Here is a 23,271-nt window from a genome sequence, read left to right as displayed (position 1 = left end):
TCCCGCGGTAACCCGCGGATCAGTAATCGGAGGATGGCCGGCGCCGCCGCTCTGGTCGCAGCCGTCGCTGAACAAGCCGGATCACCGGCCACAGCAAAAACAGCGCGGTCAGCGCAAACAGCACCGCGGCGATTGGACTGGTGGCGAACGCGATGAAGCTGCCCTGATTCAGAATCAGGCCCTGCCTCAGGCTTTGTTCGATCATGGGGCTCAGCACGAAACCAATCACCATGGGCGCCAGAGGGAAACCGTTGTAGCGCAACAGGAAACCGGCGATCCCGGCGATCAACACCACCAGCAAATCAAAAGGGTTGGCATTGATGCTGTAGGTACCGGTGGCGACCAGCACCACCACGCAGGCCATCAGCAACGGCTCGGGGAGGCGCAGGATCCTGGAAAACAAAGGCGACATCAGCATCCCGCCGAGGAACATGCAGATATTCGCCACGAACAGCATCATGAAGATGAACAGCACCAGCGACTGGTTTTCCAGAAACAGCCGGGGTCCCGGCGTGACACCCTGCAGCACGAGCGCACCGAGCATCACCGCGGTAATCGGGTCACCAGGCACGCCGAGGGACAAGGTCGGCACCATGGCGCCCGAGCTGACCGCGTTATTGGCCGCCTCGGAGGCAATCAGGCCATCCGGTTCCCCGGTACCGAACTTGTCTTTGTTCGGTGAACTTCGCTTGGCTTCGGCGTAGCTGACCATGGAAGCGGAAGCCGCTCCCACGCCCGGCAGCGTCCCGATCCAGGTACCGATCAACGAGGATTTGACCAGCACCATGGCCCGGCGCCGTAGCTCCGCCAGCCCGGGCAACTGGAAGGCGGAGCGGATGACAGGCCCTATCTCGTCCTTTTTCTCCGCGGCGCGCCAGAACACCTCGGACAGGGCGAAAAGGCCAACCAGAAACGGCACCAGACCGATGCCGGCGGAAAGGTCGAAAACACCGAAATCGTAACGCAGGTAACCGGTCACCGGGTCCTGGCCAACCACCGCCACGAACAAACCCAGCAGACCGGCGAGCAGCCCTTTCACCAGGTTGTCCCGCGACACCGTAACGATACAGGTCAACGCGAACAGCCCCAGCGCGAAGTATTCAACCGGGCCGAAACGAATCCCGATCTTGGCCAGCAACGGCGAAGCCACCGCCAGAATGATCGTGGCCAGGATGCCACCAAAAGCGGACGCCGTGGTCGACCAGCCCAGCGCCAGACCGGCGTCACCGCGCCGGGCCATGGGAAAACCATCCAGCACCGTCGCCGCGGACTGTGGCGTGCCGGGTGTATTGATGAGAATCGCCGACAGCGAACCGCCGTAGATTGATCCACAATAAATGCCGAGCAACAAGGCAATGCTTGCCCCTTGCCCGAGAACAAACGTCAGCGGCAAAGCCATGGTGATCGCGAGTAACGACCCCAGGCCTGGCAAGGCGCCGATGATGATACCAACCAGCGTGCCGGCCACCACGGCCAGCAGGGCATCCACCGCTGTGAGCATACTGAGGGCGCTTAAAAAGGCATCCATCTCGATAGCCTCCGGTTATCCGGTATGTATTTTTTGGAAGAATTATTGGAACAGTGAGGGAACTGAAGGCAGCGCCGGTCCCGGAGGCGTCCGATTCAGCAAATCGGCGAAGCCGTACCAGATCACCGCGGTAAACAACACCGATATCACCACCAGCCATAGTGGGTGCCGGAATCCCAGCACCCCACTCATTACCAGCATCAGGACCAAGGTGCTGGGCACGAAGCCCAGCGCCTCATAGGCCAGCAGGTAAGCACCACTGATCACCACCGTTGCCGCCAGGGCCCGCCACTGGAGACTGGAGGGCGGCGTCCCTGATCGACCGAGCGCGCTTTTCACCAGCAACCATAGCGAGCACACGCCGATCAATATCAGCAGCACCTTCGGATACCAGAACGGATCATTGGCGACGTGGTGCACGGTGTCGTCACCGCCACCGGCGAAATACACCGTCAGCGCCGCGACCAGTACGGCAACGCCATAGCCGGCGTCCAGAACGCGCGCTTTCATGATTACCGGCTCCCGTCTTTCTTGATCACTTCCTTGATCAGGCGGCCATTCACCTCGGACGTCTGCTCCACCAGTTGGCGGAACTCGTCCGGGCCCAGATAACGGGCCTCGAAACCGACACGCCCCAATACCGTTTTCAGTTCCTCGGACTTGGTGGCCTGCTCGCAGCCCTCCACCAGTTTCTGTTTGATAGCGGACGGCAGCCCTTTGGGGGCCACCAGGCCGCCGGAAACGGAAGCGGTCATATCGTAGCCCTGCGCCTTCACCGTTTTGATTCCCGGCAGAGAGGCCATCGGCTCCTCACTGAATATCGCCACCGCATCAAGGTTCCGATCGGTAACCGTGTTTGGCAACGCCATGTACAAATCCACATGCCCACCCATCAGAGCAGTCAGCCCCGGACCGTCACCGGCAAAGGGAACATGGGTCAGTTCAATCCCCGTGATCTGCTGTAATCTGAGCATGTCCAGGTGTGGCAAGGTTCCCGGCCCAGGTGTTCCGAAAGACAGTTTTCCCGGATGAGCTTTGGCGTAGTCGATCACCTCCTCCAGGGTGCCGAATGGCGAGTCCGGTTTCACGACCAGGACTTCGGGGCCATAGTAAAACTGACACAGGTAATCGAAAGATTCGGCGCTGTAAGGCGTGCGGTGCATGTGTGGCTGATTGGCGATGGTGCCCACCGGGGCCACACCGATGGTGTAGCCGTCCGCCCGAGCGCGGGCGAGAGCGCTGATACCGACGCTGCCGCCGCCACCGGAGCGATTATCGGCAACCACATTGACGCCGAAATAATCCGACAAAGCCTCCGCGAAAGCCCGGCCCGATAGGTCGGTGCTACCACCAGCGGGATAAGGAACGATTTCCGTTATCGGCCGGACAGGAAAATCCTCCGCCAATGACAACGAAGAAGCCAGCAGCGCCGGCAAGGCGACCGTCATGGCAAGAGACAGAGATTTTGTTATCTTCATGTTGTTCTCCCGAATATCAGATAAGCACTGTGTGGTTCCGATAGCCGACGCCATCGGACTACTGTGACTTTTTAAGCACTTTTTCGATCAACCGTCCGTTGGTTTCCGAGATACGATTTACTTGCTTGAGGAAATCATCCGAGCCGAGGTAAGCAGCCTGGGTTCCCAGTCGTCCCAGGACCTCATCAAGGCGTTCGGATTCGGTGGCGGTTTTACAGGCTTGTTCCAGGATGTTCCGGGCCTCATCGGGGATGCCCTTGGGCGCGATCACACCTCCCCACCAGGAAGCCGTCAGGTCGTAGCCCTGGTTGATCGCCGTTTTCACGCCGGGCAAGGTGTCCAGTGCCGCCTCGCTGAAAATACCAATGGCCTTCAATTCCCGATCGGCGATCACGTTGGACATGGTCATATACATATCCACATGTCCGCCGATCAAAGCGGTGACGCCCGGCCCGTCTCCAGCGAACGGCACATGCGTGACCTGTACGCCTGCTTTTTCCAGGAATTGCTCCATGGACAGATTAGGCAGGGACCCCGGCCCCGGACTTCCGTAGGTCAACTCCCCGGGGTGTGCCTTGGCATAGGCCACCATCTCGTCAAGATTGGAGAATGGAGACTGGGGCTTTACCGCCAACGCCTGCGGGCTGAGGAAGAACTGACAAATGTAGTCAAAGGACTCGAGGCTATAAGGGGTTCGACGCATATGCGGCTGGTTCACCAGGGGCGCGGCCGGCACCACACCGATGGTGTAGCCGTCCTTGCGAGCGCGGGCCAGGGCGGCCATGCCCACCGTGCCGGCTCCGCCGGCGCGGTTATCCACCACCACATTGGTTCCAAGAGAGTCAGTCAGTTCCCTGGCAATGGCGCGAGCCATCAGATCGGTACTGCCGCCAGCGGGAAACGGCACCATGGCGGTCAGGGGGCGTTCGGGATAATTCGCGGCCTGGGATGCTGTCGCTGCCGCCACGATCAGTACCGGCAACAACAATCTCAGGATTCGACGCATGATTGTTGTAAGCATATCGTCTTTCCTTTCGGGTCAATGAATGTCAAAGGTTTTCAAGAAGCGGCACTCAACGTCAGCTTGGCGATATTCAGCTGATGAATCTGACTGGTGCCTTCGTACAGGCGGAACAGCCGCGCATCGCGGTAAAGTCTTTCGATGCAGCTGTAATCGGCCACATAACCGGCGCCGCCGAAGATCTGTACGGCCTTGTCCGCTACCCGGCCACACATTTCCGACGCGAAGTATTTACACATGGATGCCTCCAGCTTCACGTCCTCTCCCTTATCCCGCTTGCGAGCGGTTTCCAGGATCAAAGCACGGGCCGCGTGAATCTCCGTCTGAATGTCGGCGATCATCGCCTGCACCAACTGGAACTCCGCAATCGGCTGGCCGAACTGCTGGCGTTGCAATGCGTGGGCCAGGGCTTCATCACGCATGCGCATGGCCGGCCCGGTACACAAAGCGCTCAAATGCAGGCGTTGTTTGTTCAACACTTTCATGGCGGTAACGAAACCTTTACCTTCCACCCCGCCGATCAGATTGGCCGCGGGTACCCGGCAATCCTGGAAATACACTTCCGACACCGGCGATCCGGCCTGGCCCATTTTTTTGTACGGCCTACCCACGCTCAGGCCCGGTGTGTCGCCCTCGACGATAAAAGCGCTGATGCCCTTGGCGGACAGGTCTTCCGGATCGGTTCGCGCCATCACCGTGAACAATCCGGCGATAGGCGCATTGGTAATGAAACACTTCGAGCCGTTAACAACGTACTCGTCGCCGTCGCGCACCGCGCGGGTCCGCAAGGCCGTGGCCTGGGATCCGGCTTCCGGCTCGGTCAGCGCGAAGCACCCGGTTACCTCACCGCTGGCCAGCAATGGCAGATAACGGGCCTTTTGCTCTTCGGTGCCATCGGCCACCAGAGCCTCCGAGCCAATTCCGGTGTTGGTCCCGACCCGGGCCCGAAAGGCGGTGGCGCACTGGGATAACTCCATCGCCGCCAGAACCAACTCCTCGGTGGTCAGGCCGGCACCACCAAACTGTTCTGGAATACTCCAGCCAAAAAAACCCAGCTCACGCATCTGCCCGACCAGGTCCTCGGGGATCTGGTCGTCGGCTTCCACACAGCCCTCCGCCGGTATCGCCACTTCCTTCACCCAGCGACGCGTTTCGTTCAGGAAGACCTGGAAGCTCTCCGGATCACGAATCATGTTGTTCTCCTCATGCCGGTTACCCGGCCAATTACTTTGAATCTGGTCAGGCGTTGGAGCACGAGCTCCGCGGCCGGACCGGAGGAATCCGCAGCCGGCTGAGTTCCTCCACCAGCCGCTCACCGAGGGCATGCAGTGCGCCATCCGAAGTACGGAAACTGGGCATCATCAAACCCAGCACGGCGACCGGATAACCGTCCCCGCGCAGCACCGGCACGGCCACCGCGCTGGCGCCTTCCACCCGTTCGCCGTTGGAAATGGCATAACCTCTCTGGTGAATGGACTTGAGTTCCTTACGTAAAACACCGGTCTTGGGGACATAGCGGGTCAACGCGGTGATCTGGTGATTCCTGATCAGCGCTTCCACTTCGGGCTCGGGCAGGAAGGCCATCATCGCCTTGCCCCCGGCGCCCAGGTACAACGGAAAGGTGCTTCCCATATCCAACGCATAGCGGACCGGGTGGGGGCTGGGCAGGACAGAGGTGACCACCTGGTTGTCACCGGCCCGGTGAAACAGCGACACGGTTTCCCCGGTGTCGGCATGGAGCCGCTCCATCAGGGGGCGGATGCGTACCAGCACATCGTCGCTATTCAGGAAAGGGCGGCTCAATGCCATCACCGAATGGGACAAGCGCCACTGATCACCGCCGTTCTCCTGCTGGATCCAGCCTTTTTCTCTCAGCGGAATTAAAATCTCTTCAGCCACTCTCGGGTCCAGTCCCACTCGCCCGGCCAGTTGCTCCGCCGAAGCCCCTCCGGGCACGTTTTCAGCCGCCGCCAGCAGCAAATCCACCGCCCGGGACACCGCCCCGGCTCCGGTGGAACGGCCGGTATAGCTGTACCGCTTGTCCTCCGGGCGACGGTAGAGATACCCCCTGTTTTCGAGGGTGTGCAGGATCCGATAGACAATGGCGGTTGCTTCCCCCAGGAGCTCGGCGATCTCCGTCAGAGACATCGGCTTGGAGGTCCTTTCCAATAGTTCCAGGACATCCAGAGCACGGGCCAGTGTTTGTAGTTGGTAGCTCTTCGCCATTTTTTCTTTCTCCGAAAGTCTTTTCTATTTAAGAAAAAGACAAAGCCGACGTCAAGCTCCGTGACCCGCCGGTCTGAAACCATGGAGAAAGAAATGAAATCAGGTGCATATTGGCGAAACGCCGGCTTTCAGAGGCTCACCGGCGGCGGCAAGGGAAGCACAGAGGAGGGATCACCGGGCCGGACGGCCCGGTGACAGGGACGATCACGCCCCGTGAGGGCGCGCCCGCTGGTCGCCGCGGACCAGGAGCCAGGCGACGAACAGCGCTGGCAGAGTCAGGGCAAGGCTGAGAATGAATAATTCGCCGTGATCCAGCGGCATGGCGCCGCCACCGGGGATGGCGAAGGCCAGACCACCGATCACCAGCATCACCCGGATTGGCCATTGCAATGCCCGATGCACGGTCAGGTCTCCGATGCCGATCAGGTAACCCTGCATGGCGCCGGCGATCAGCACCACGCCCACCAGGGCCTGGCACAACACGATTACCACATCCTGCCACTGGCCCTGCAGGATCAACGCCGGGTTGAGCACGAACAGGAACGGGATGAAGTAAATCACGCTACCCAGTCGCATCGCCTTCAGGCCGGTTTCCATCGGCCGCGCACCGGCCACGGTGGCCGCCGCGAAGGCGCCCAAGGCCACCGGCGGCGTGATGAAACTGAGCATGCCCCAATAGAGGATGAACAAGTGCACCGCCAGCGGATTCATACCGCCGCCCTGTACCAGAGCCGGAGCCAATGCCACCGCAAGGAAGATATAAGCAGCGGTCACGGTCATGCCGATACCAAGAATGAAGCTGGTCACCGCCCCCATGATCAGCAACACCAGCGGATTACCGCCAGCGATGTAGATCAGGTCGTTGGCGATGGTGCCGGACAGGCCGGTTACCGACAAAGCACCCACCAGCAACCCGACCCCGGCCAGGATCGTGATCAGCTCGGCGAACAGCTTGCCGGCGCTGGAAAAGAAGTCCTTGCACTCGGCCCAGCCCCAGCGGTGATACGGCAGGATCTGGTTGATGACCAGCAACAGCGCGGTGGCATAGAACGGTGCGACAGCCTCACGGCGCAAGTAGAACAGCATCCAAATCAGCAGTACGAAGACAAAGATGAAATACCATCCTTCCTTCAAGGTCTGGCGCAAAGACGGCAGCTCTTCCTGGGGCAATCCCTTCAACTGATATTTCGCGGCGTAAGCGTCGATCTGCACGAACAGGCCCAGATAAAACAGCAGCGACGGCACCACCGCCGCCAGCGCGATGGTGGCATAGGGAATATTCAGGAAGCTGGCCATCACGAACGCCGTGGCCCCCATCACCGGTGGCATCAACACTCCACCAGTCGATGCGCACGCCTCAACGCCCGCCGCATAGGACCGACCAATGCCAACCCGGCGCATGGCCGGGATGGTCAGCACGCCGGTGGTGAGCACATTGGTGATCACACTGCCGCTCATCGATCCCATCAGACCACTGGAAAAAATCGACACCTTGGCCGGACCACCACGAACATGGCCAAGCAGAGCGAAAGCCAGATTAATGAAGAACTTGCCGCCACCGGTCTTTTGCAACGCGACACCGAACAGCAAGAAGCCGATCACCAGGTTGGCGAACGCCTGCAAGGGAATCCCCAACATGCTTTCCCGGCTCATGGCGTGGTAGATCGCGGTCTGATCCGGTGACGATGGGAAGCCCTGAATCGGGCCCGGCATCTTGTCCGCCACTATCGGGTAGACACTGGCGAGACCACATATCAAGGCCAGCGGCCAGCCACCGGCGCGCCGCACCGCCTCCACCACAATCGCCCAGAGCAGGAAACTCATCACCATGGCGGTTTGCGGTGCCGCGTATTCCCAGCCGTTATCGAGAATCCGCTCCGCGTTGTAGACGAAGTATCCACAGACCGCCAACGCCAGCAAAAACAGCAGCACGTCATACCAGGGGACACGCTTGGAGGCGATGCCGGTTCTGATCGGCCAAAGGATAAAGACCAGAGGTAACATCAACGCCACCACGGTGTAGAGAAACTGGCTCTCCAGCGCGGTGACCAATTTGAAAAACCCGAGATTAAGCACGTAATCCAGGGTCAGAAGAGTCAGAACCAGGGTGACCAGCCGCGGCAGCCAGGGCCACAGCCCCGGCAAGTCCCGCACACCGGATACCTGGCCCTTTGAGGGTTCGGTTTCCGCTTCGAATTTCACCGTTTACTACCTATGCGTCGGTTAACGGAATACCGGGTTCATACCTGCTGCTTCCAATGCCTTGGCCCGGGCTTCCATCCATCCTTTGCGGAATGCCTCGTCATCTTCCGGGGGATTGCCTTCGGTATAAGCCTTCCAGGTCTTTTGCAGGATCCCCTGACGCTCCACCAATCGATCCTGATGCGCCTGCATCTCGTCGGTCCAGTGGCCGATCTCCTTGTAGTAAGCCACCACCTCGTCGTGAAACGGAATCACCCACTGCATGTTCTGGTTTTCCAAGGCGTAACCGGCGTTGCCCGGCGCCGCGTCCTTGAACTTGTCGTAGTCTTCAATCAGTACCTTGACCAAGGAACCGGCCAAACCGGATTTTTCATCCGCATTGCTGACCAGAATCGGATAGGGGTAGGTGGCACCCTGCCACATCTCGCCTTCTCCAAGCCCCGCAGCGGACGTCACCTTGTGGGACTGGAAATACGGCGCAACCGCCTTAAGGCGGTCCCAGCCCTCCTTATCATTCGGGTCCAGAGTCGGCCAGTTGATACCGCGAGGACTGGCAGCCAACTGCTGCGCCACCGGAGTCACCGTCATGGTGAAGGCGGTATCACTTTGCCCGGCAACAACCCCGTCAAAGGTGCGGGCATAGCCGGGGAACTCCACTTTCTCAACGTCATCCCAGGTAAGACCACCAAATGCCAGATAGGCCTCGGTACCAAGATTATTTGCGTCATCGCCACGGATATATGACACCTTCCGGCCTTTCAGGTCCGCCGGAGTCTTTACATCAAGATCACCTGCCACCGCCAGGCCCAGACCGAAGCTGGCGGTGGAAGTCGCGATCACACGGATCGGCTGGGGCCCCCATTCCTTGCTGGCGAACATCAGCACCCCTTCCGAGCCGTAGTAACTGGCAATACCGCAGGCGCACATCGGCACCCGGCCGGTACGTAACGGTGTCATCCGCGATACATCATTTTCACCAGGCAGAATACGGACAGAAACTCCATACTCGTTCTTCAGCAGATTACCGATCGACACCATCTGTGTGTAACCGCCGGATCCCGTGCCGTAAGCGGTCATGGCGACAGTTTTGGGCAATCTGACGTCCTCGGCGGCCAAGGCGCTGCCTGAAACCATCAAAGTGCCTGTAACAAGGGCGGAAAAAAGAATGGAGGTCGACTTCAAAACACCCATCAGTGTGCTCTCCCGATTCACTGTTGTTGTAATAAAATGGCTTATGCATTCCGCATAGCGGAACAGCATTCAAATTTATCTACTCAGCTTATACCGAGATACTGGGCGCGGCAAAATTCAATCGCGGACAAACCTTATAGTATGTCACATCGGTTGACCCAACCCATCCCCTTCATGGCTTCCAGAGCAGCGGGCGGCTGAGGCCCACTATAGGCCCGAAATAACTGACGGTTTCAATGACCATCGTTCTATCATCCGTCAACGGAATCCAATCGGAGTAAATCGATGAGTCTCGCCATCACCGCCCTCTATACCGGGCTTCTCATGTTGTTATTGCTGGCACTGGCCGCGAACGTGGTTCGCAACCGGCTAAGCGGCCACGTCTCACTCGGTGATGGCGGCAACCCGTCACTCCAGAAGGCGGTTCGCGCCCATGGCAATGCCACTGAGTACATTCCCATCGTTCTGATCGGCCTGGCTGTTCTGGAGAACCTGGGCACCAGCGCCACGCTCCTTCACCTCTATGGAGCCGCCCTTTTTACAGGCCGCCTGCTTCACGCCTGGGGCCTGGCGCGTCCCTCCACCGTCAACCTGGGCCGCCAGAGTGGTATTGTCATCACCTGGGTGGTGATGCTGGCAATGGGATTGCAACTGATCTGGTGGTGGCTGGCGCACTGATCGCCCGCCTGGAGACGCCGCTCAGCGACCAGACGCCACCTTTTCCACCCAGGCCGCCAGCTCCGGCTGGCGCTCCCGCCCAAGCCCGGCGATCACGCCTTTCTGGTTCTCGTCCGGCTGATTCTGACTGAGCTTCCATTTGCCTTCGATCTCCCGTACTTCCAGACGCACGCCAACCGTGGCGGCAATCATCCGCTCTAAATATTCCTCCGGCGCATCCTGCAACCGCCAGGGCGTGTCGAAGCCCGATTCCATGTGATCGGTCAGTTGATTCAACAGGGCCCTCAGCCAGCGCGGATCACGCTCCAGCGCCAGCGTGCCGCGCACATGCACCACTGCGTAATTCCATGTCGGTACCGCCCGCCCGTCACGAGCCTTGCTGGGATACCAGTTGGGAGAGATATAACCTTGTGGGCCATGAAAGATCGCCAGGGCCGAAACCGGCTCAAACTGGTCATCGCACATTGGGTTGGCTCGAGCCAGATGTCCCACCAGTGTGGCCCGGCCATCGGCGTGCCGCCGCAGCAATAGCGGCAGATGATTGGCGGCCAGCCCGTCTTGTTCAATCACCAGAGTGGCGAACGGAAAGTCCCGGATCAGGTCGTCCAGGGCGGCGGCTTCGGTCTGCCTGAAGGCACGGGGTTGATACACTTTTGAGGCCTCTTCACGAATCAAGGATAAGGGGGGTTGCGTCACCGCGCAGGCGGCGTATTATGCGCATCCTCATTGCTATCAACCCGACATTAACAGGGAGGCCCCATGAAATCACAGTTTAAGAGCTCACAACACTAATACGCCTTCCTGAGACCACTGGAAGGCGTGACAACGTCTTCCAGCGGCCTGCCGAAAACCCTGGTGGACCCTGTTCATCAGGGTTTTTCCGTTATGGCGTGGTGGAAGACGCAACAAGGAGGCGGGCACTGCCCGCAAAGCAATACTGGAAGGACACCATGCCAGTCAAACAGGTGATCAACAAAGGCCGGGTACCGATCAAGATCTATACCGATCAGATCGAACACGGTGCCTTGAACCAACTCATCAATATCGCTCAGTTGCCGATCATTCATCATCACGTGGCCGCCATGCCCGATGTGCACGCTGGCATCGGTGCCACCGTGGGTTCGGTGATTCCCACCGCCGGCGCCATCATCCCCGCGGCCGTCGGGGTGGATATCGGCTGTGGCATGAACGCGGTGCGTCTGACATTGAAGGCCGCTGACCTGCCGGATGATTTGCGCCGGCTGCGCGGTGCCGTCGAGAAGGCGGTACCGGTGGGCTTCAACCATCACGACAAGCCCACCGTGCAACGCAAGTCGGTGAATCAGCTGGGTGCGGGGCTGGACCGGATCATCGGCCGGCACCCGGGCATCGCCAAGATGCAGAAGCCCCACGTCTGGGCGCGCCAGCTGGGCACCCTGGGCGGCGGCAATCACTTCATCGAACTCTGCCTGGATGAGAATCAGGCGGTATGGGTGATGCTGCACTCCGGCAGCCGCGGTATCGGCAATGTGATTGGCCGTTACTTCATCAGTCTCGCGCGCAAGGACGCGCAACGGCACCAACTGCATTTGCCGGATCGGGATCTGGCCTACTTTCAGGAGGGCGCGGAGCATTTCGATGACTATGTGCACGCGGTGGAATGGGCACAGGATTATGCTCTGGCCAATCGCCGCGAGATGATGCGGCTGGTAGTGGAGGCGCTGCGCCCCTTACTGCCTCCGTTTCAGGTCAGCAAGGAAGCGATTAATTGCCATCACAATTATGTGGCACGGGAAACGCATTTTGGCCAGGACCTGTTCCTGACCCGCAAAGGCGCCATTGCCGCTGCCCGGGATCAGCTCGGCATTATTCCGGGTAGCATGGGCACGCGGTCCTATATTGTTCGCGGCAAAGGCAATGCCGAGTCATTCTGTTCCTGCTCACACGGTGCTGGCCGCACCATGAGCCGGAGCGAGGCGAAACGGCGGTTCAGCCGCTCCGACCTGGAGGCTCAGACCCGGGGCGTGGAATGCCGCAAGGACAGAGGGGTTCTGGATGAGATTCCCGGCGCCTACAAGGACATTGACCGGGTCATGGCGGATCAAACCGATCTGGTCGATATCGTGCACACGCTGAAGCAGGTGTTATGTGTAAAGGGCTGAAAGCCCGCGACGGGAGAAAGGTATGAAGAAGATGCGTAAACCGATGCGCAATCCGGCGGCCTGCAATCCGCTAATGCGCAAGGGTGGCCCCCATCAGCCCGGCCGGCAGGCGGTACGCCCCCGCCTGGACTGGCGGGATGCTCTGGAGGACTACGACGATTGGCAACAAGAAGAGGAGAACAAAGAGGGGCCCGATGGCCCCTCTTTTTTGGTTCATCGCGGTTTGGAGGGAAACCGTATTGCCTTCCATCAGGGACAGCGGAGCCGTGTTACGCCTTTGCGGGAACGTCGTGAAGCAGGTTCCGCAAAGGCGTAACACGGCTCCGCTTCGAGGTGAGGGGCTAGCGCCAGCGCTTTTCCGATCGCTGGCCTGGAAGGGCTTCGAAGTCGCTGTGGGAGCCAGCCTGCTGGCGAATGGGCTTGCGGGGGCCTTAACCTCCGCTATTGATTCCTGAATCCCGTCTTGGCCCGTGGCGCCTCGGCTGGAGCGAGACTTCCCGGTAAAGTGCGGTGAGGCTCTTTTCTGCATGTCTCTTTTCGAACATACGAAGCATCCACTCCGTCATAGCAACCATTCGATCGGTAGCCAGGACAGCAGCCACACGCCCCAGCGTTTAACCAGTCCAACCCCGGGTTCCTTGTGGTAAACCCGTTCCCCCTCCGCACTCTTCTCCAGCCAGTACAATTCGCCACTTTCATCCAGTTTGACCTGGTAGGCGCCTTCCGGCACCCGTGTTTCAAAAACGTGGTCCACCGCTTGGGCCAATGCCGGGCTTTCAATGACAAACCCCAGCTCGGTGTTGAGATTGGCGGAGCGCGGATCAAAATTAAAAGAGCCGACAAACACTCTTTGCTGATCCACGGCGAAGGTCTTGGCATGCAGGCTGGAGCCGGAACTGCCAAAAGGCCCCGCGCTTTTATTGCGCTCCACACCGCCCGCCGTGGCACGCATCTCATACAATTGAATGCCGGCGGACAACAGATCCCGACGCCTCTTCGCGTACCCCGCGTGCACCGCGGACACGTCCGTGGCTTCCAAGGAATTGGTCAGAACCCGGATTTGCACGCCACTTCCAGCCAGGGCGGCAAACGCCTCCACCCCGGCGGCGGTGGGTACGAAATACGGTGAAACCAGTTCCAGGCTGGCGGCGGGTGTGCCAATGATCTCCGACAGCTGCCCCATCAGCAGTCCTTCCGGCGCGGCTTCCCCCAGTCCTTTGGCGGGATCGTCCGACACCATCCTGGTATCGGCCCACTCGAACGGCAGGTTGTCATTGCGCAGTTGGGTAACCAACTCCGATTGCTTCAAGGCCCGTATATAGATATCCGCCTTGCGGGTATGCTCCATACGCGATGCCGATGCCGTCAGCGCCTGTAGATCGGGCACCGACTTGTCTGGCAATATGCGGTCGACGGGATAGGAGGAACGGCTGGCCCAGTAACGGTCGAAATCAACGGAAACATCGTTCACCACCGCCCCGATGGCGAGCACATCCAGATCCGCGAATAACGGTCCGTCGGTGGCGCCGAAGTACTCATCCCCTACATTGCGCCCACCCACCACCGTTACCTGATTGTCCACCGTGAAGGACTTGTTGTGCATCCGCCGGTTGGCCCTGGAGAAGTCCGTGATAAAACCCAGGGCCCGCGGCCAACGCAAAACAAAAGGGTTGAACAACCGCACCTCGATATTGGGATGAGCATCCAGAGCCGACAAAATTTCATCCAGCCCAACGGTATTATTGTCATCCAGCAGTAACCGGACCCGCACACCACGATCAGCGGCCCGGTGCAGCGCTTCGAACAGCAAGGTCCCGGTAATATCGGCATGCCAGATGTAATACTGAATATCCAGGGTGTGCTCGGCGGCGTCCGCCAACAGCATGCGCGCGGCAAAGGCTTCCCGCGCGTCGGCCAGGGCATGGATACCACTCTTGCCGGGGTGGGCTTCCGCCAGCGGCGTCACTATTTTGCCCATGGTGGAAGTCCGCGCGTACTCCGGCGGCAGCGCCACGGTGTCGGTACGTCCATCCAGGGAAGGCAGCCGGGCACACCCGGTCAGGGCCAACAGCATAATAAGCAGCACCAGGCTCCATAGCCCATGGCCCGCCATCACTTCAGGCCTCGCGAATCTGGTCAAAGGTCATTCTCCTTGCATCATAATCGGCCGCACGCCATCAAGCAGAATCAGGCAACGATTCCCGATAAAGCCACATTCAAAAACCAGCGTCTCTCGTCTAACCTGGAACGCCTTCCTTTTTTACCTTTCACCCCCGCCAGCGGCGGGCGTGCCCCCACCAACAGGACGACAACACACAGGTCAAGGAGTCACTCCATGCAAACGCTTGCTTTTGAAAACGGCGACACCCTGCCCATTATCGGCCTGGGTACCTGGAAGTCCCAGCCCGGAGAAGTCCATCAGGCGGTACGCGAAGCCCTCCGTGCGGGTTATCGTCATATCGACTGCGCCCACATCTATGGCAATGAAAAGGAAGTGGGCCAGGCGCTGAACGAAGCGCTGAGCGCTGGCGAAGTGCGTCGTGAGGAATTATGGATCACCTCGAAATTGTGGAACAGCGCCCACGCCCCGGAGGAAGTGGCTCCGGCACTGCGGCAAACGCTGTCCGACCTTGGTCTGGATTATCTGGATCTGTACCTGATCCACTGGCCGGTGGCGCATAAACCCGGCGTGATTTTCCCCCATAGTGGAGAAGATCTGTTGTCGCTGGAGGAGCGCCCGATAGCCGCTACCTGGGCAACTCTGGAGGCCCTGGTCGATGATGGCCTGACACGCCACATCGGCGTGTCCAATTTCAGCATAAGGAAGCTGCAAGCGCTGCTGGAAACGGCGCGGATCAAACCCGCCATGAACCAGATTGAACTGCACCCTTACCTGCAACAGAACAGCATGCTGGAGTTTTGCCACGCCAACGGTGTTCATCTGACCGCCTATTCGCCACTGGGGTCCTTTGACCGGCCAGAGGCTTTCAAGGCCGCCGACGAACCGGTGTTGCTGGAAGATCCGGTGATTATGGAGATTGCCGAACGGCATCAGGCCAGCCCCGCTCAGGTGTTGATTCGCTGGGCCACGCAACGAGGTACCGCGGTGATTCCCAAATCCGTGAATCCCGAGCGCCTGCGCCAGAACCTGGCCGCCGCCGACCTGGAACTGGATGGCGGTGACATGGATCGCATCGCCGCCCTGGATAAACACCGCCGTTACGTATCCGGCGCCAACTGGGCACAGCCCGGTAGTCCCTATACCCTGGAAAACCTCTGGGACGAGTGACGCCCAACCCAAAAGCCGTGGCCGTGGCGGCACCACTCAACGGCAGGATGAGTGTAACAGGGGAGCCGCCAGCCGGTGCGCGGGCCGGCGGCTCCCGACATACTCAATCGATTGAATCATAAGGACTTCCCGGCTACTCGCGCACCCAACGCAGCGCGGCGCCCTTTTCCTCCGTGGCGAATACTTTCACCTCAACGGAAGGAAAGAGCTTGTTCACCACTGGACCGATACGATGTAGCCATTGCTTGTCGGTCACCACCGCCTCCTTATCAAAACGGCTCATGTGCCCCAAACCAAACTTGAGATCCTTGAACAGCGTCTCAAGGCTCATGGCGCCCAGCGCTTCCAGCTCCACATAAACCCGCAGGGTGTCATACTGCTGCAGACGGCGCTCCATGTCCGCCAGCACCGCATCGAAGCTTTCCTGGTCGATCCTGCCATCAATACGCAAACCGACAATGCGCTCATCGGGCAGGTCAATTCGTTCCAACATGGCGGCCTTCCTTTCGCGATCCTCAATATTTACCGGGGACGTAAACTTCACCATACCCCCCGGATCGACGGTTCGGCCAAGGAACCTCCTCACATTTCCTGCGCCTGCCGCAGGAAACAGGCATCATCCAGAACGGCCAGACGCGCCGGCAGTGCGGCACGGTCTTCGGCGTGGTGGCGGAGGAAATCGGCCAGCTGTCTTCGGAGATCAATCACATCGCCGCCAATTTCCGCCAGGCAGTGGAAGCCCATACCCGCGAAATCGAGGATGTCGGTGGTCGCATGCTTACCGACTTCCGCGGTCAGCGTCTGACCGACTTGTCACTCATGCCATCAATATTAGAGCTCGACGGTGGCGCACCGGCACGCCCGGTCAGCCTGACCGGGTCATGCCCATGGTCGCCCGTCACCGAAAGGGGCGGGCTAGAACCAGGTCAGACCAATACTGATCAACGCCCCGGTAATAATCAACTGCACCAGGCAGAAGCCCATGATGTCCTTGGCCTTGAGACCAGCTATGGCCAGCACCGGCAAAGCCCAGAACGGCTGCAGCAGATTGGTCCAGGCATCTCCCCAGCCCACCGCCATGGCCACCCTGGGCAGATCGGCACCCAGTTCCTGGGCGGCGGGAATCATCACCGGCGCCTGTACCGCCCATTGTCCGCCGCCGGAAGGCACGAAAATATTCACCACGCCGGCGCTGATAAAGCTCCAGAACGGCAGAGAGTCAGCGCTGGCGATGGAAACAAAGCCATTGGAGATAGTGGCGGCCAGCCCGGATTGCGTCATCACCGCCATGATGCCAGCGTAAAACGGAAATTGGATGACGATGCCAGCACCGCCCTTGATCGCTTCCTGCAAGCTGTTGAGCAGGCGCCGCGGTGTCTGGTGCAATACGATGGCCAGGAACAAAAACATCAGGTTGACGATATTCAGGTTAAGGCCACCGCCACCAGCGAAGTAGTTGATGGAGTAGGCAATACCACTGAAACCGATCAGCCAGGCCAGAATCCGGCTGTTTTCCAAATGCTCGGCTGGCCGCGTCACCGCCATGTCCACCTCGGTACCATCCTTCAGGGTTTCAGCGTCGACATAATGGCTGTCCTCCTCCGGCGGCAACATCCATCGGTTCACCAGCGGCACGGCGATAAACAACATCACCACGATCGCCAGATTGAAGAATGAGAAAATCGTCTGACCGGTGCCAATGATACCGATCTGTTGCTCGGTGAAATGCCCGTCCGTGGCAATGGTCAGAGGAATGGACCCCGCCAGGCCGCCATGCCAGACAATAAAGCCGGAATAGGCGGCGGCGATCAACAAGGGGTAATGCACCCGCACTTGCCGGGCCAGCGCCTTGGCGAACAATCCGCCCACCACCAGACCAAAGCCCCAGTTGATCCAACTGGCTGCCAGAGCCACATAAGTCACCAGCAAGATCGCCTGACCCGGTGTACGAGCCAGCGATGCCAGCCGGTTGAGAATGCCTTTCACAAGCGGCGTGCTGGCGAGCATGAAACCGGTGACCAGCACCAGCAACATCTGCATGGAGAACGTCAGCAGGCCCCAGAAACCGTCGCCCCACATCACCATAACGGCACGCGGGGAATTGCCTTCAACCAGCATCGCGGCGGCGAACGCCACCAGCGTTAGAATCAATACGAAAATGTAGGGGTCCGGCAGATAGCGTTCCACCAGGCGCACGAAGGGTTTGGCGATGGTATTCAACATGAGGGTCTCCCAGTTGTTATCGTTATCCCGCCAACGGCGGATTAAACAACAGAATAGGAAACCCTCGGAGGCACGCCTACCTCAATTCGACCTTTGACTAAAAAGAACGGAAGCGCCCCGGGGACAGGGGCGCGAAAACGAGCCGTGATATCAGGCTTTCTTGACGAACTCGGACTTCAGCTTCATCGCGCCAATGCCATCGATCTTGCAATCAATATTGTGGTCGCCGTCCACCAGACGAATATTCTTCACCTTGGTACCCACTTTCACCACCGAGGAAGAACCCTTGATCTTCAGGTCCTTGATGACGGTCACGGTATCGCCGTCTTCCAGGACCGTTCCATTGGCGTCCCTGACCATCGCGCCTTGATCGGCGCTTTCACTCTCACTGTTCCATTCATGGGCGCATTCCGGACAGACAAAAAATGCGCCATCCTCATAGGTGTATTCGGAGCCGCATTGCGGGCAGGAAGGTAAGGTACTCACTGGTGCATCCTGTTCAGTCCGTAGGAAAGCGGGAATGGCGGCCGGCGATCAGCAGAGGCGCTCCCGGGGCGGCTATCATACTCCGATCGCCACGAAACGGCATGACATCGCTCAGGCACCGTCCATGGCGTCCAGCCAGCGAGCCACCGCCTGTCCGATCTCCACCGGAGAATCTTCCTGAAGAAAATGGCTGCCGCGCACCGTCACCTCGGTCTGATTCGGCCAGGTACGACAAAAGTCACGCTGCCGGCCAATCAGGATTGAACCCGGATCCGCGTTGATAAACAGTTTTGGCAGCGATGACGCCGCCAGCCAGTCGGCGTAATCCTGAACAACGCGAACCGTTTCAGCGGGTTCACCATCAATAGGAATATCCCGAGGCCAATTGAGAGTAGGCTGGCGATCCGCTGGTTTCTGGAAAGGCCGCCGGTATTCCGCCATTTCCGCGTCACTCAGATCACGGATCACCGAACCGGGTAACACCGCCTCGACGAACATGTTCCGGTTAAGAATCAAATCCTCACCTTTATCGGAGCGGAACCCTTTGAAAATGCCCCGCGCGGCCTCCGGCCAGTCTTCCCAGGTCACCGGCATGACAATGGCTTCCATATAGGCAATGCCTTTCACCGCGTCGGGATGACAACGGGCCCAATGAAAACCCAGCGCACTACCCCAGTCATGCACCACCAAGGTGACCCGCTGATGACAGCCAAGCGCCTCCAGAAGGCCTTCCAGATAATGATAGGCCGTGTCGAAGCCGTAAGCCTGGGCGCCTTCTCCGGCGGGTAATTTCTCCGAGTCGCCCTGACCGATCAGGTCCGGGGCGATCAATCGGCCATGCCCGGCCAATTCCGGCATCACATTACGCCAGAGAAAGGCGGAGGTCGGGTTGCCGTGCAGGAAAACGATCGGATCGCCTTCCCCTTCATCCACATAGGCCAGACGTTTGCCGTGGATGACCTTCTCGTGTTTTGGATAAGGCAGTTGTTCTCTGAGCATGCGGTCCTCCTGTTATGGTTATTGATGACAACGGATCCACATTCTCCTCCCCCCATCCAGGGTACTCAACCCACCCTTATTCCAGCCTTGCCCGCCGCGCCAGAAGTACCTCGCGCACATCCCTTCCGGCTCGGTGTAACTCGCGGATATCATTATGGAAAAAGCTTTTGGCAACCACGGTCTGGATCACCAGCACACCGATCAGCCGGTCGCCGTTACTCAAAGGAATGCCCAGATAACTCTTGAAGCGTTCCTCGCCGGAATTCGCCACATGGTGATACTCCGGGTGGTCCGCCACCTGCCTCGCCACCACTGGCTGACCGGTACGCGCCACTTTGCCGGTCAGTCCCTGCGAAAAGGTCATCCTCGCTCCCAGGGCTTCCGGGTCCAAGCCACCGCTGGCCACCAACTCCAGCTCACCGGCTTCCGGAAAGGCCTGATACAGACTGCAGACGTCCACCGCCAACGCCTGACGGACCGCCTCCACTCTTTCCTGCATAACGCTCTGATGCCCCATCTTCCTTCCCCCCTTTGCGAATCTTACCGACCAAAGTACGGCATCAGTGTCACAACCGTAGGCAAGTTGCATGCCACTACCCGTGCAGCCCCGAATCCCATTTATTCGTTCACCCGTTTTCGACGTGGCGATTTTTATCGCCTATCGCCGCCAGAGGCAAAGCAAGCCTTGATCCAAACCTTACTTAAGGTTTTAGAGTCACAACCACAATTCACATCACGCGATCCGAATGGAGCAACAACATGGCCAAGCCAATCCGCATCGCCTTAATCCACGGCAGCATCCGGGAAGGCCGGTTCTGCGACACCATCGTCCGCTGGGCCGCTCGCGAGATCGATAATCATGACGCCTTCGAGCTGGATATCGTTGATCCCTCGCCTTTGTTTCCGCCCCCCACCGATGAGCCGCCGATTGAGTCCGCCGCCATCGATATTCAACGGCGTCTGCACCGCGCCGACGCCTTTCTGGTGGCGACACCGGAATACAATCACAGCTTCAGCGCACCGCTGAAGCACTTGCTGGACAGTGTGTACGGCGTCTGGCAGGCCAAGCCGGTGGCTTTCATCAGCTATGGCGGGGTGTCCGGCGGCTTGCGGGCGGTGGAGCAGTTGCGCCTGGTGTTCGCGGAGCTGCATACCGCCACCATCCGCCAGGTGGTGAGCTTCCCCAATGCGCCGGAGCAATTCGATCAACAGGGATACCCGCGTGAGCCGGAGCGGGCAGCACGCAATCTCGCCAAGCTGCTGGCGCAATTAGGGTGGTGGGCGAAGGCCTTGCGCCAGGCAAGGCAGGAAGAGGCGTACGCGAGCGTGTCGTGACAGTGAAACCGGACTACGACGCCGCTGTGGGCGCTTGTCCGGGCGGCGGGCCGCTGCAAGCGATACCCGACACCGGAGACCGCATTCGCCAGCAAGCTGGCTCCCACAGCGGCCTTGTAGCAATCTCCGAATTCATTGCTGCAAGGCCCACAAGCAGGCTTGGGGAGCCGCCCGGCCAGCGGGCAACCGGGAACTAATGCGTCTTCTCATTCTCCTCCTCATCCAGCAATTCGAGGATGAGTTTCTCGCCCCGATTCATGAACGGCCCCAGTCGTTCCACGAAAAGAACCATTAATTCCCGGTCGCATTCGATCACCGTTCCCACCCACATTTTGAACAGGGCAAAAGCGTAGGACGCAAAGCGGTCCGTTTCCGCGTATTCGTCCTCCCGCTCATTCAGCTCTTCGATATAACCCATCTTCACGTCTTCCGAAGCCATCATGAACTCATCCATGGTGCCAAAACGGCTGAAGAACAAACCGGAAGCGCGGGCCAGATGGAAGCTCACTGCTTCCTGCGCCACGTCATTGGCTTTTTCCAGACGAGTAATGGCCTCTTCGACTTCGGCTTTGAAATCGTCGCGGGTATAGGGGTCCTGCTCATCACTGAAATCCATGGTTCTCATCCTTTAGTTATTCTGTTATTCCATCATCGAGAAACAGACTGTTTCCCTCCCCCCTTTTTAACAGCCACCCAGCCGGTGTCAACAATCGGGAGGAAGCGATGTTCCGTCAGTAAAAGGGGACACCTACTGATGAGAGCCTGTTCATGCTATTTGCATCCAGCAGGCGAGATGCAAATAGCGTGAACAGGCCCTAGACTGATACCCCTGATTGTTGCCTTTCTAATCGGAGCACGCCATGGCACGGGCAATCACCCCTTTTTTGATGTTCCAGGGCAATGCCGAAGCGGCGTTGCGCTTTTATGTCTCTCTGATCGAGGACAGCGAGATCATCAGTCTGTCACACTATGACGAGACACAGCCGGAGGCGGCCGGACGCGTTTACCAGGCGATGTTTCGTCTGGGACAGCAGGTTGTCCGCTGTATTGACTCTCCGATCCCCCACGATTTCGATTTCACGCCTTCGTTCTCCTTCTTTATCGATTGCGATGGCGAAGACGAACTGACCTCGCTTTATGAGAATCTGTCCGAGCAAGGCGAGGTCATGATGCCGCTGGATAACTATGGATTCAGCACCCGCTTTGCCTGGGTAGTCGACCGCTTCGGCGTATCCTGGCAACTCAATCTGCCCTGAGCGGTCGGTTAAAGCCCCAGATCCGACAGGCCGGGGTGGTCATCGGGACGACGCCCCAACGGCCAGTGAAACTTGCGTTCCTGCTCGCCAATCGGCAGATCGTTGATACTGGAGTATCGATGGCACATCAGACCATCATCGTCGAATTCCCAGTTCTCATTGCCGTAGGATCTGAACCAGTTGCCGGAATCATCCCGCCATTCGTAGGCATAACGCACGGCGATGCGATTCTCCGAGAACGCCCATAACTCCTTGATCAGGCGGTATTCCAGCTCCTTGTCCCATTTGCGTTCAAGAAAGGCTCGCGCCTGGCCCCGACCGCGCACGAACTCGGCCCGGTTCCGCCAGTTGGTATTCAAACTGTAGGCCCGCGCCACTTTACCAGCGTCACGGCTATTCCAACCGTCTTCCGCCAAACGCACCTTTTCGATGGCGCTTTCACGGGTAAAAGGAGGCAACGGAGGGCGTGAAGCGGACGTCATAACGAATCTCCAGTGGTTGATGACACGTTTTGATCCCGCACCAGCTGATGCGCCATGCGTGCGGCCCGCTGTGCCGCGCGGGAATCCCCTCCGACGCGGGCACTGATGATCGCGCCGTCGACCAAAATCAGAAGGTCCTCGGCCGCCGTCGCCGCGTCCGTTACACCGCACTCCGCCAGCACCGAACAAAGATAGTCTCGCAGCCGGCGCTTGTGGGCCCGGGCCACGTCATGAACAGGTCCGGCGGCGACTTCGCCAGCGGCGTTGATGAAAGCGCAACCATTGAAGTCGTCCTGGGAAAACCAGTCCGCCAGCGCTTCGAAGATCGCCCGCAAGCGTGGCGGCCCCGGCGGTGCTGTTTCGCATGCCGAGACGAACCAGTTCATCCAGCGCTCATCCCGCTCACGCAGCGCCTCCGCCACCAGCGCTTCCTTGGTGGGGAAGTAGCGGTAAATGCTTTTCCTCGCCACACCGGATTCACGCACGATGCGATCCATGCCGGTGGCGTGAATGCCGCCGGTATAGATCAGTCGCTCGGTGACGGCGAGCAGCTTCGCTCGCACTGTTGCCGGACGCTGTTTGGTTGATTGTCGTGAAGGAGTGGTCATGGCGAAGAGAGTAGAACGATCATTCTACTCCGTCAACCCGCCCCTCCCATGGCGCCCCTCCTTCAGCCCGTTGCTTTCGCGAAACCGGTGGGAATGTTTTAGATTGGTCTGGACCCGGCGGTATACCG

General features: G+C 59.3%; 25 protein-coding genes. 6 read left to right on the top strand and 19 right to left on the bottom strand.

Going from position 1 to position 23,271, the window contains the following annotated elements; genetic code table 11:
* Positions 1 to 19: 19 nt before the first annotated feature.
* From A6D6_RS10110 to A6D6_RS10075, 8 genes are all read right to left on the bottom strand, one after another.
* Entirely contained in the window at positions 20 to 1,528 is a 1,509-nt protein-coding gene (locus A6D6_RS10110; RefSeq protein WP_159660663.1) for a tripartite tricarboxylate transporter permease, read from the bottom strand.
* A gap of 42 nt (positions 1,529 to 1,570) precedes the next feature.
* Positions 1,571 to 2,038 (bottom strand): tripartite tricarboxylate transporter TctB family protein, encoded by a 468-nt coding sequence (locus A6D6_RS10105; protein ID WP_159660662.1) that lies wholly within the window; start codon positions 2,036 to 2,038, stop codon positions 1,571 to 1,573.
* 2 nt (positions 2,039 to 2,040) lie between these two features.
* Positions 2,041 to 3,006, bottom strand: coding sequence for a tripartite tricarboxylate transporter substrate binding protein (locus tag A6D6_RS10100; protein ID WP_159660661.1), 966 nt, complete (start codon positions 3,004 to 3,006; stop codon positions 2,041 to 2,043).
* Positions 3,007 to 3,064: 58 nt separating this feature from the next.
* Complete coding sequence (locus A6D6_RS10095; RefSeq protein ID WP_159660660.1) at positions 3,065 to 4,027, bottom strand: tripartite tricarboxylate transporter substrate binding protein; 963 nt, start codon at positions 4,025 to 4,027, stop codon at positions 3,065 to 3,067.
* A 38-nt stretch (positions 4,028 to 4,065) separates the two neighbouring features.
* Entirely contained in the window at positions 4,066 to 5,220 is a 1,155-nt protein-coding gene (locus A6D6_RS10090) for an acyl-CoA dehydrogenase family protein (protein ID WP_159660659.1), read from the bottom strand.
* A gap of 46 nt (positions 5,221 to 5,266) precedes the next feature.
* Complete coding sequence (locus A6D6_RS10085) at positions 5,267 to 6,253, bottom strand: IclR family transcriptional regulator (protein ID WP_159660658.1); 987 nt, start codon at positions 6,251 to 6,253, stop codon at positions 5,267 to 5,269.
* A 204-nt stretch (positions 6,254 to 6,457) separates the two neighbouring features.
* Entirely contained in the window at positions 6,458 to 8,455 is a 1,998-nt protein-coding gene (locus A6D6_RS10080) for a TRAP transporter permease (RefSeq protein ID WP_159660657.1), read from the bottom strand.
* 21 nt (positions 8,456 to 8,476) lie between these two features.
* Entirely contained in the window at positions 8,477 to 9,646 is a 1,170-nt protein-coding gene (locus A6D6_RS10075; RefSeq protein ID WP_133492313.1) for a TAXI family TRAP transporter solute-binding subunit, read from the bottom strand.
* Between the two features lie 285 nt (positions 9,647 to 9,931).
* On the opposite strand from A6D6_RS10075, the gene A6D6_RS10070 reads away from it, so the two are divergent.
* Positions 9,932 to 10,324 carry an MAPEG family protein gene (locus A6D6_RS10070; protein ID WP_159660656.1) on the top strand — a complete coding sequence of 131 codons (393 nt, stop codon included), beginning with the start codon at positions 9,932 to 9,934 and terminating at the stop codon, positions 10,322 to 10,324.
* Between the two features lie 21 nt (positions 10,325 to 10,345).
* On the opposite strand, the gene A6D6_RS10065 is transcribed toward A6D6_RS10070, so the two are convergent.
* Positions 10,346 to 10,975, bottom strand: a complete 630-nt coding sequence (locus A6D6_RS10065; RefSeq protein WP_133492296.1) for an FMN-binding negative transcriptional regulator — start codon at positions 10,973 to 10,975, stop codon at positions 10,346 to 10,348.
* Between the two features lie 299 nt (positions 10,976 to 11,274).
* Between A6D6_RS10065 and A6D6_RS10060 the strand changes: the two genes are divergently transcribed.
* Positions 11,275 to 12,465: an RtcB family protein gene (locus A6D6_RS10060; RefSeq protein WP_159660655.1), complete on the top strand. Its 1,191-nt coding sequence runs from the start codon at positions 11,275 to 11,277 to the stop codon at positions 12,463 to 12,465.
* 22 nt (positions 12,466 to 12,487) lie between these two features.
* Positions 12,488 to 12,781, top strand: a complete 294-nt coding sequence (locus A6D6_RS10055) for a hypothetical protein (protein ID WP_159660654.1) — start codon at positions 12,488 to 12,490, stop codon at positions 12,779 to 12,781.
* Positions 12,782 to 13,027: 246 nt separating this feature from the next.
* Here A6D6_RS10055 and A6D6_RS10050 read toward each other — a convergent pair whose 3' ends face one another.
* Entirely contained in the window at positions 13,028 to 14,605 is a 1,578-nt protein-coding gene (locus A6D6_RS10050; RefSeq protein WP_236564067.1) for a phospholipase D family protein, read from the bottom strand.
* A 195-nt stretch (positions 14,606 to 14,800) separates the two neighbouring features.
* On the opposite strand from A6D6_RS10050, the gene A6D6_RS10045 reads away from it, so the two are divergent.
* Positions 14,801 to 15,754, top strand: coding sequence for an aldo/keto reductase (locus A6D6_RS10045; protein WP_159660653.1), 954 nt, complete (start codon positions 14,801 to 14,803; stop codon positions 15,752 to 15,754).
* Positions 15,755 to 15,887: 133 nt separating this feature from the next.
* On the opposite strand, the gene A6D6_RS10040 is transcribed toward A6D6_RS10045, so the two are convergent.
* From A6D6_RS10040 to A6D6_RS10015, 6 genes are all read right to left on the bottom strand, one after another.
* Entirely contained in the window at positions 15,888 to 16,247 is a 360-nt protein-coding gene (locus A6D6_RS10040) for a SpoIIAA family protein (protein ID WP_159660652.1), read from the bottom strand.
* Between the two features lie 89 nt (positions 16,248 to 16,336).
* Positions 16,337 to 16,498 (bottom strand): hypothetical protein, encoded by a 162-nt coding sequence (locus A6D6_RS10035; protein ID WP_159660651.1) that lies wholly within the window; start codon positions 16,496 to 16,498, stop codon positions 16,337 to 16,339.
* A 171-nt stretch (positions 16,499 to 16,669) separates the two neighbouring features.
* Positions 16,670 to 17,977 carry a short-chain fatty acid transporter gene (locus tag A6D6_RS10030; protein ID WP_159660650.1) on the bottom strand — a complete coding sequence of 436 codons (1,308 nt, stop codon included), beginning with the start codon at positions 17,975 to 17,977 and terminating at the stop codon, positions 16,670 to 16,672.
* 150 nt (positions 17,978 to 18,127) lie between these two features.
* Positions 18,128 to 18,463 (bottom strand): zinc ribbon domain-containing protein YjdM, encoded by a 336-nt coding sequence (locus A6D6_RS10025; protein WP_133492302.1) that lies wholly within the window; start codon positions 18,461 to 18,463, stop codon positions 18,128 to 18,130.
* 111 nt (positions 18,464 to 18,574) lie between these two features.
* Positions 18,575 to 19,462 carry a haloalkane dehalogenase gene (locus A6D6_RS10020; protein ID WP_133492303.1) on the bottom strand — a complete coding sequence of 296 codons (888 nt, stop codon included), beginning with the start codon at positions 19,460 to 19,462 and terminating at the stop codon, positions 18,575 to 18,577.
* A gap of 76 nt (positions 19,463 to 19,538) precedes the next feature.
* Complete coding sequence (locus A6D6_RS10015; RefSeq protein ID WP_159660649.1) at positions 19,539 to 19,979, bottom strand: GAF domain-containing protein; 441 nt, start codon at positions 19,977 to 19,979, stop codon at positions 19,539 to 19,541.
* A 242-nt stretch (positions 19,980 to 20,221) separates the two neighbouring features.
* On the opposite strand from A6D6_RS10015, the gene A6D6_RS10010 reads away from it, so the two are divergent.
* Entirely contained in the window at positions 20,222 to 20,797 is a 576-nt protein-coding gene (locus A6D6_RS10010; RefSeq protein ID WP_159660648.1) for an NADPH-dependent FMN reductase, read from the top strand.
* 193 nt (positions 20,798 to 20,990) lie between these two features.
* Here A6D6_RS10010 and A6D6_RS10005 read toward each other — a convergent pair whose 3' ends face one another.
* Complete coding sequence (locus A6D6_RS10005; protein WP_133493494.1) at positions 20,991 to 21,413, bottom strand: hypothetical protein; 423 nt, start codon at positions 21,411 to 21,413, stop codon at positions 20,991 to 20,993.
* 244 nt (positions 21,414 to 21,657) lie between these two features.
* On the opposite strand from A6D6_RS10005, the gene A6D6_RS10000 reads away from it, so the two are divergent.
* Positions 21,658 to 22,053, top strand: a complete 396-nt coding sequence (locus tag A6D6_RS10000; protein WP_133493493.1) for a VOC family protein — start codon at positions 21,658 to 21,660, stop codon at positions 22,051 to 22,053.
* Positions 22,054 to 22,061: 8 nt separating this feature from the next.
* Here A6D6_RS10000 and A6D6_RS09995 read toward each other — a convergent pair whose 3' ends face one another.
* Complete coding sequence (locus A6D6_RS09995; RefSeq protein WP_133493492.1) at positions 22,062 to 22,535, bottom strand: nuclear transport factor 2 family protein; 474 nt, start codon at positions 22,533 to 22,535, stop codon at positions 22,062 to 22,064.
* Positions 22,532 to 23,098 carry a TetR/AcrR family transcriptional regulator gene (locus tag A6D6_RS09990; protein WP_236564066.1) on the bottom strand — a complete coding sequence of 189 codons (567 nt, stop codon included), beginning with the start codon at positions 23,096 to 23,098 and terminating at the stop codon, positions 22,532 to 22,534. The genes A6D6_RS09995 and A6D6_RS09990 overlap by 4 nt, the downstream gene beginning before the upstream one ends.
* Positions 23,099 to 23,271: the final 173 nt, after the last annotated feature.

Origin of the sequence: Alcanivorax xiamenensis (genome assembly GCF_009846745.1) — a bacterium.
Lineage (GTDB): Bacteria > Pseudomonadota > Gammaproteobacteria > Pseudomonadales > Alcanivoracaceae > Alloalcanivorax > Alloalcanivorax xiamenensis.
This window is presented reverse-complemented; position numbering and strand designations above follow the sequence as displayed.

Coding starts and splice junctions, on each gene's coding strand:
- A6D6_RS10110 (WP_159660663.1), bottom strand. CDS start 1,528: ATGGATGCCTTTTTAAGCGCCCTCAGTATGCTCACAGCGGTGGATGCC.
- A6D6_RS10105 (WP_159660662.1), bottom strand. CDS start 2,038: ATGAAAGCGCGCGTTCTGGACGCCGGCTATGGCGTTGCCGTACTGGTC.
- A6D6_RS10100 (WP_159660661.1), bottom strand. CDS start 3,006: ATGAAGATAACAAAATCTCTGTCTCTTGCCATGACGGTCGCCTTGCCG.
- A6D6_RS10095 (WP_159660660.1), bottom strand. CDS start 4,027: ATGCTTACAACAATCATGCGTCGAATCCTGAGATTGTTGTTGCCGGTA.
- A6D6_RS10090 (WP_159660659.1), bottom strand. CDS start 5,220: ATGATTCGTGATCCGGAGAGCTTCCAGGTCTTCCTGAACGAAACGCGT.
- A6D6_RS10085 (WP_159660658.1), bottom strand. CDS start 6,253: ATGGCGAAGAGCTACCAACTACAAACACTGGCCCGTGCTCTGGATGTC.
- A6D6_RS10075 (WP_133492313.1), bottom strand. CDS start 9,646: ATGGGTGTTTTGAAGTCGACCTCCATTCTTTTTTCCGCCCTTGTTACA.
- A6D6_RS10070 (WP_159660656.1), top strand. CDS start 9,932: ATGAGTCTCGCCATCACCGCCCTCTATACCGGGCTTCTCATGTTGTTA.
- A6D6_RS10060 (WP_159660655.1), top strand. CDS start 11,275: ATGCCAGTCAAACAGGTGATCAACAAAGGCCGGGTACCGATCAAGATC.
- A6D6_RS10055 (WP_159660654.1), top strand. CDS start 12,488: ATGAAGAAGATGCGTAAACCGATGCGCAATCCGGCGGCCTGCAATCCG.
- A6D6_RS10045 (WP_159660653.1), top strand. CDS start 14,801: ATGCAAACGCTTGCTTTTGAAAACGGCGACACCCTGCCCATTATCGGC.
- A6D6_RS10040 (WP_159660652.1), bottom strand. CDS start 16,247: ATGTTGGAACGAATTGACCTGCCCGATGAGCGCATTGTCGGTTTGCGT.
- A6D6_RS10035 (WP_159660651.1), bottom strand. CDS start 16,498: ATGGGCTTCCACTGCCTGGCGGAAATTGGCGGCGATGTGATTGATCTC.
- A6D6_RS10030 (WP_159660650.1), bottom strand. CDS start 17,977: ATGTTGAATACCATCGCCAAACCCTTCGTGCGCCTGGTGGAACGCTAT.
- A6D6_RS10020 (WP_133492303.1), bottom strand. CDS start 19,462: ATGCTCAGAGAACAACTGCCTTATCCAAAACACGAGAAGGTCATCCAC.
- A6D6_RS10015 (WP_159660649.1), bottom strand. CDS start 19,979: ATGGGGCATCAGAGCGTTATGCAGGAAAGAGTGGAGGCGGTCCGTCAG.
- A6D6_RS10010 (WP_159660648.1), top strand. CDS start 20,222: ATGGCCAAGCCAATCCGCATCGCCTTAATCCACGGCAGCATCCGGGAA.
- A6D6_RS10005 (WP_133493494.1), bottom strand. CDS start 21,413: ATGGATTTCAGTGATGAGCAGGACCCCTATACCCGCGACGATTTCAAA.
- A6D6_RS10000 (WP_133493493.1), top strand. CDS start 21,658: ATGGCACGGGCAATCACCCCTTTTTTGATGTTCCAGGGCAATGCCGAA.
- A6D6_RS09995 (WP_133493492.1), bottom strand. CDS start 22,535: ATGACGTCCGCTTCACGCCCTCCGTTGCCTCCTTTTACCCGTGAAAGC.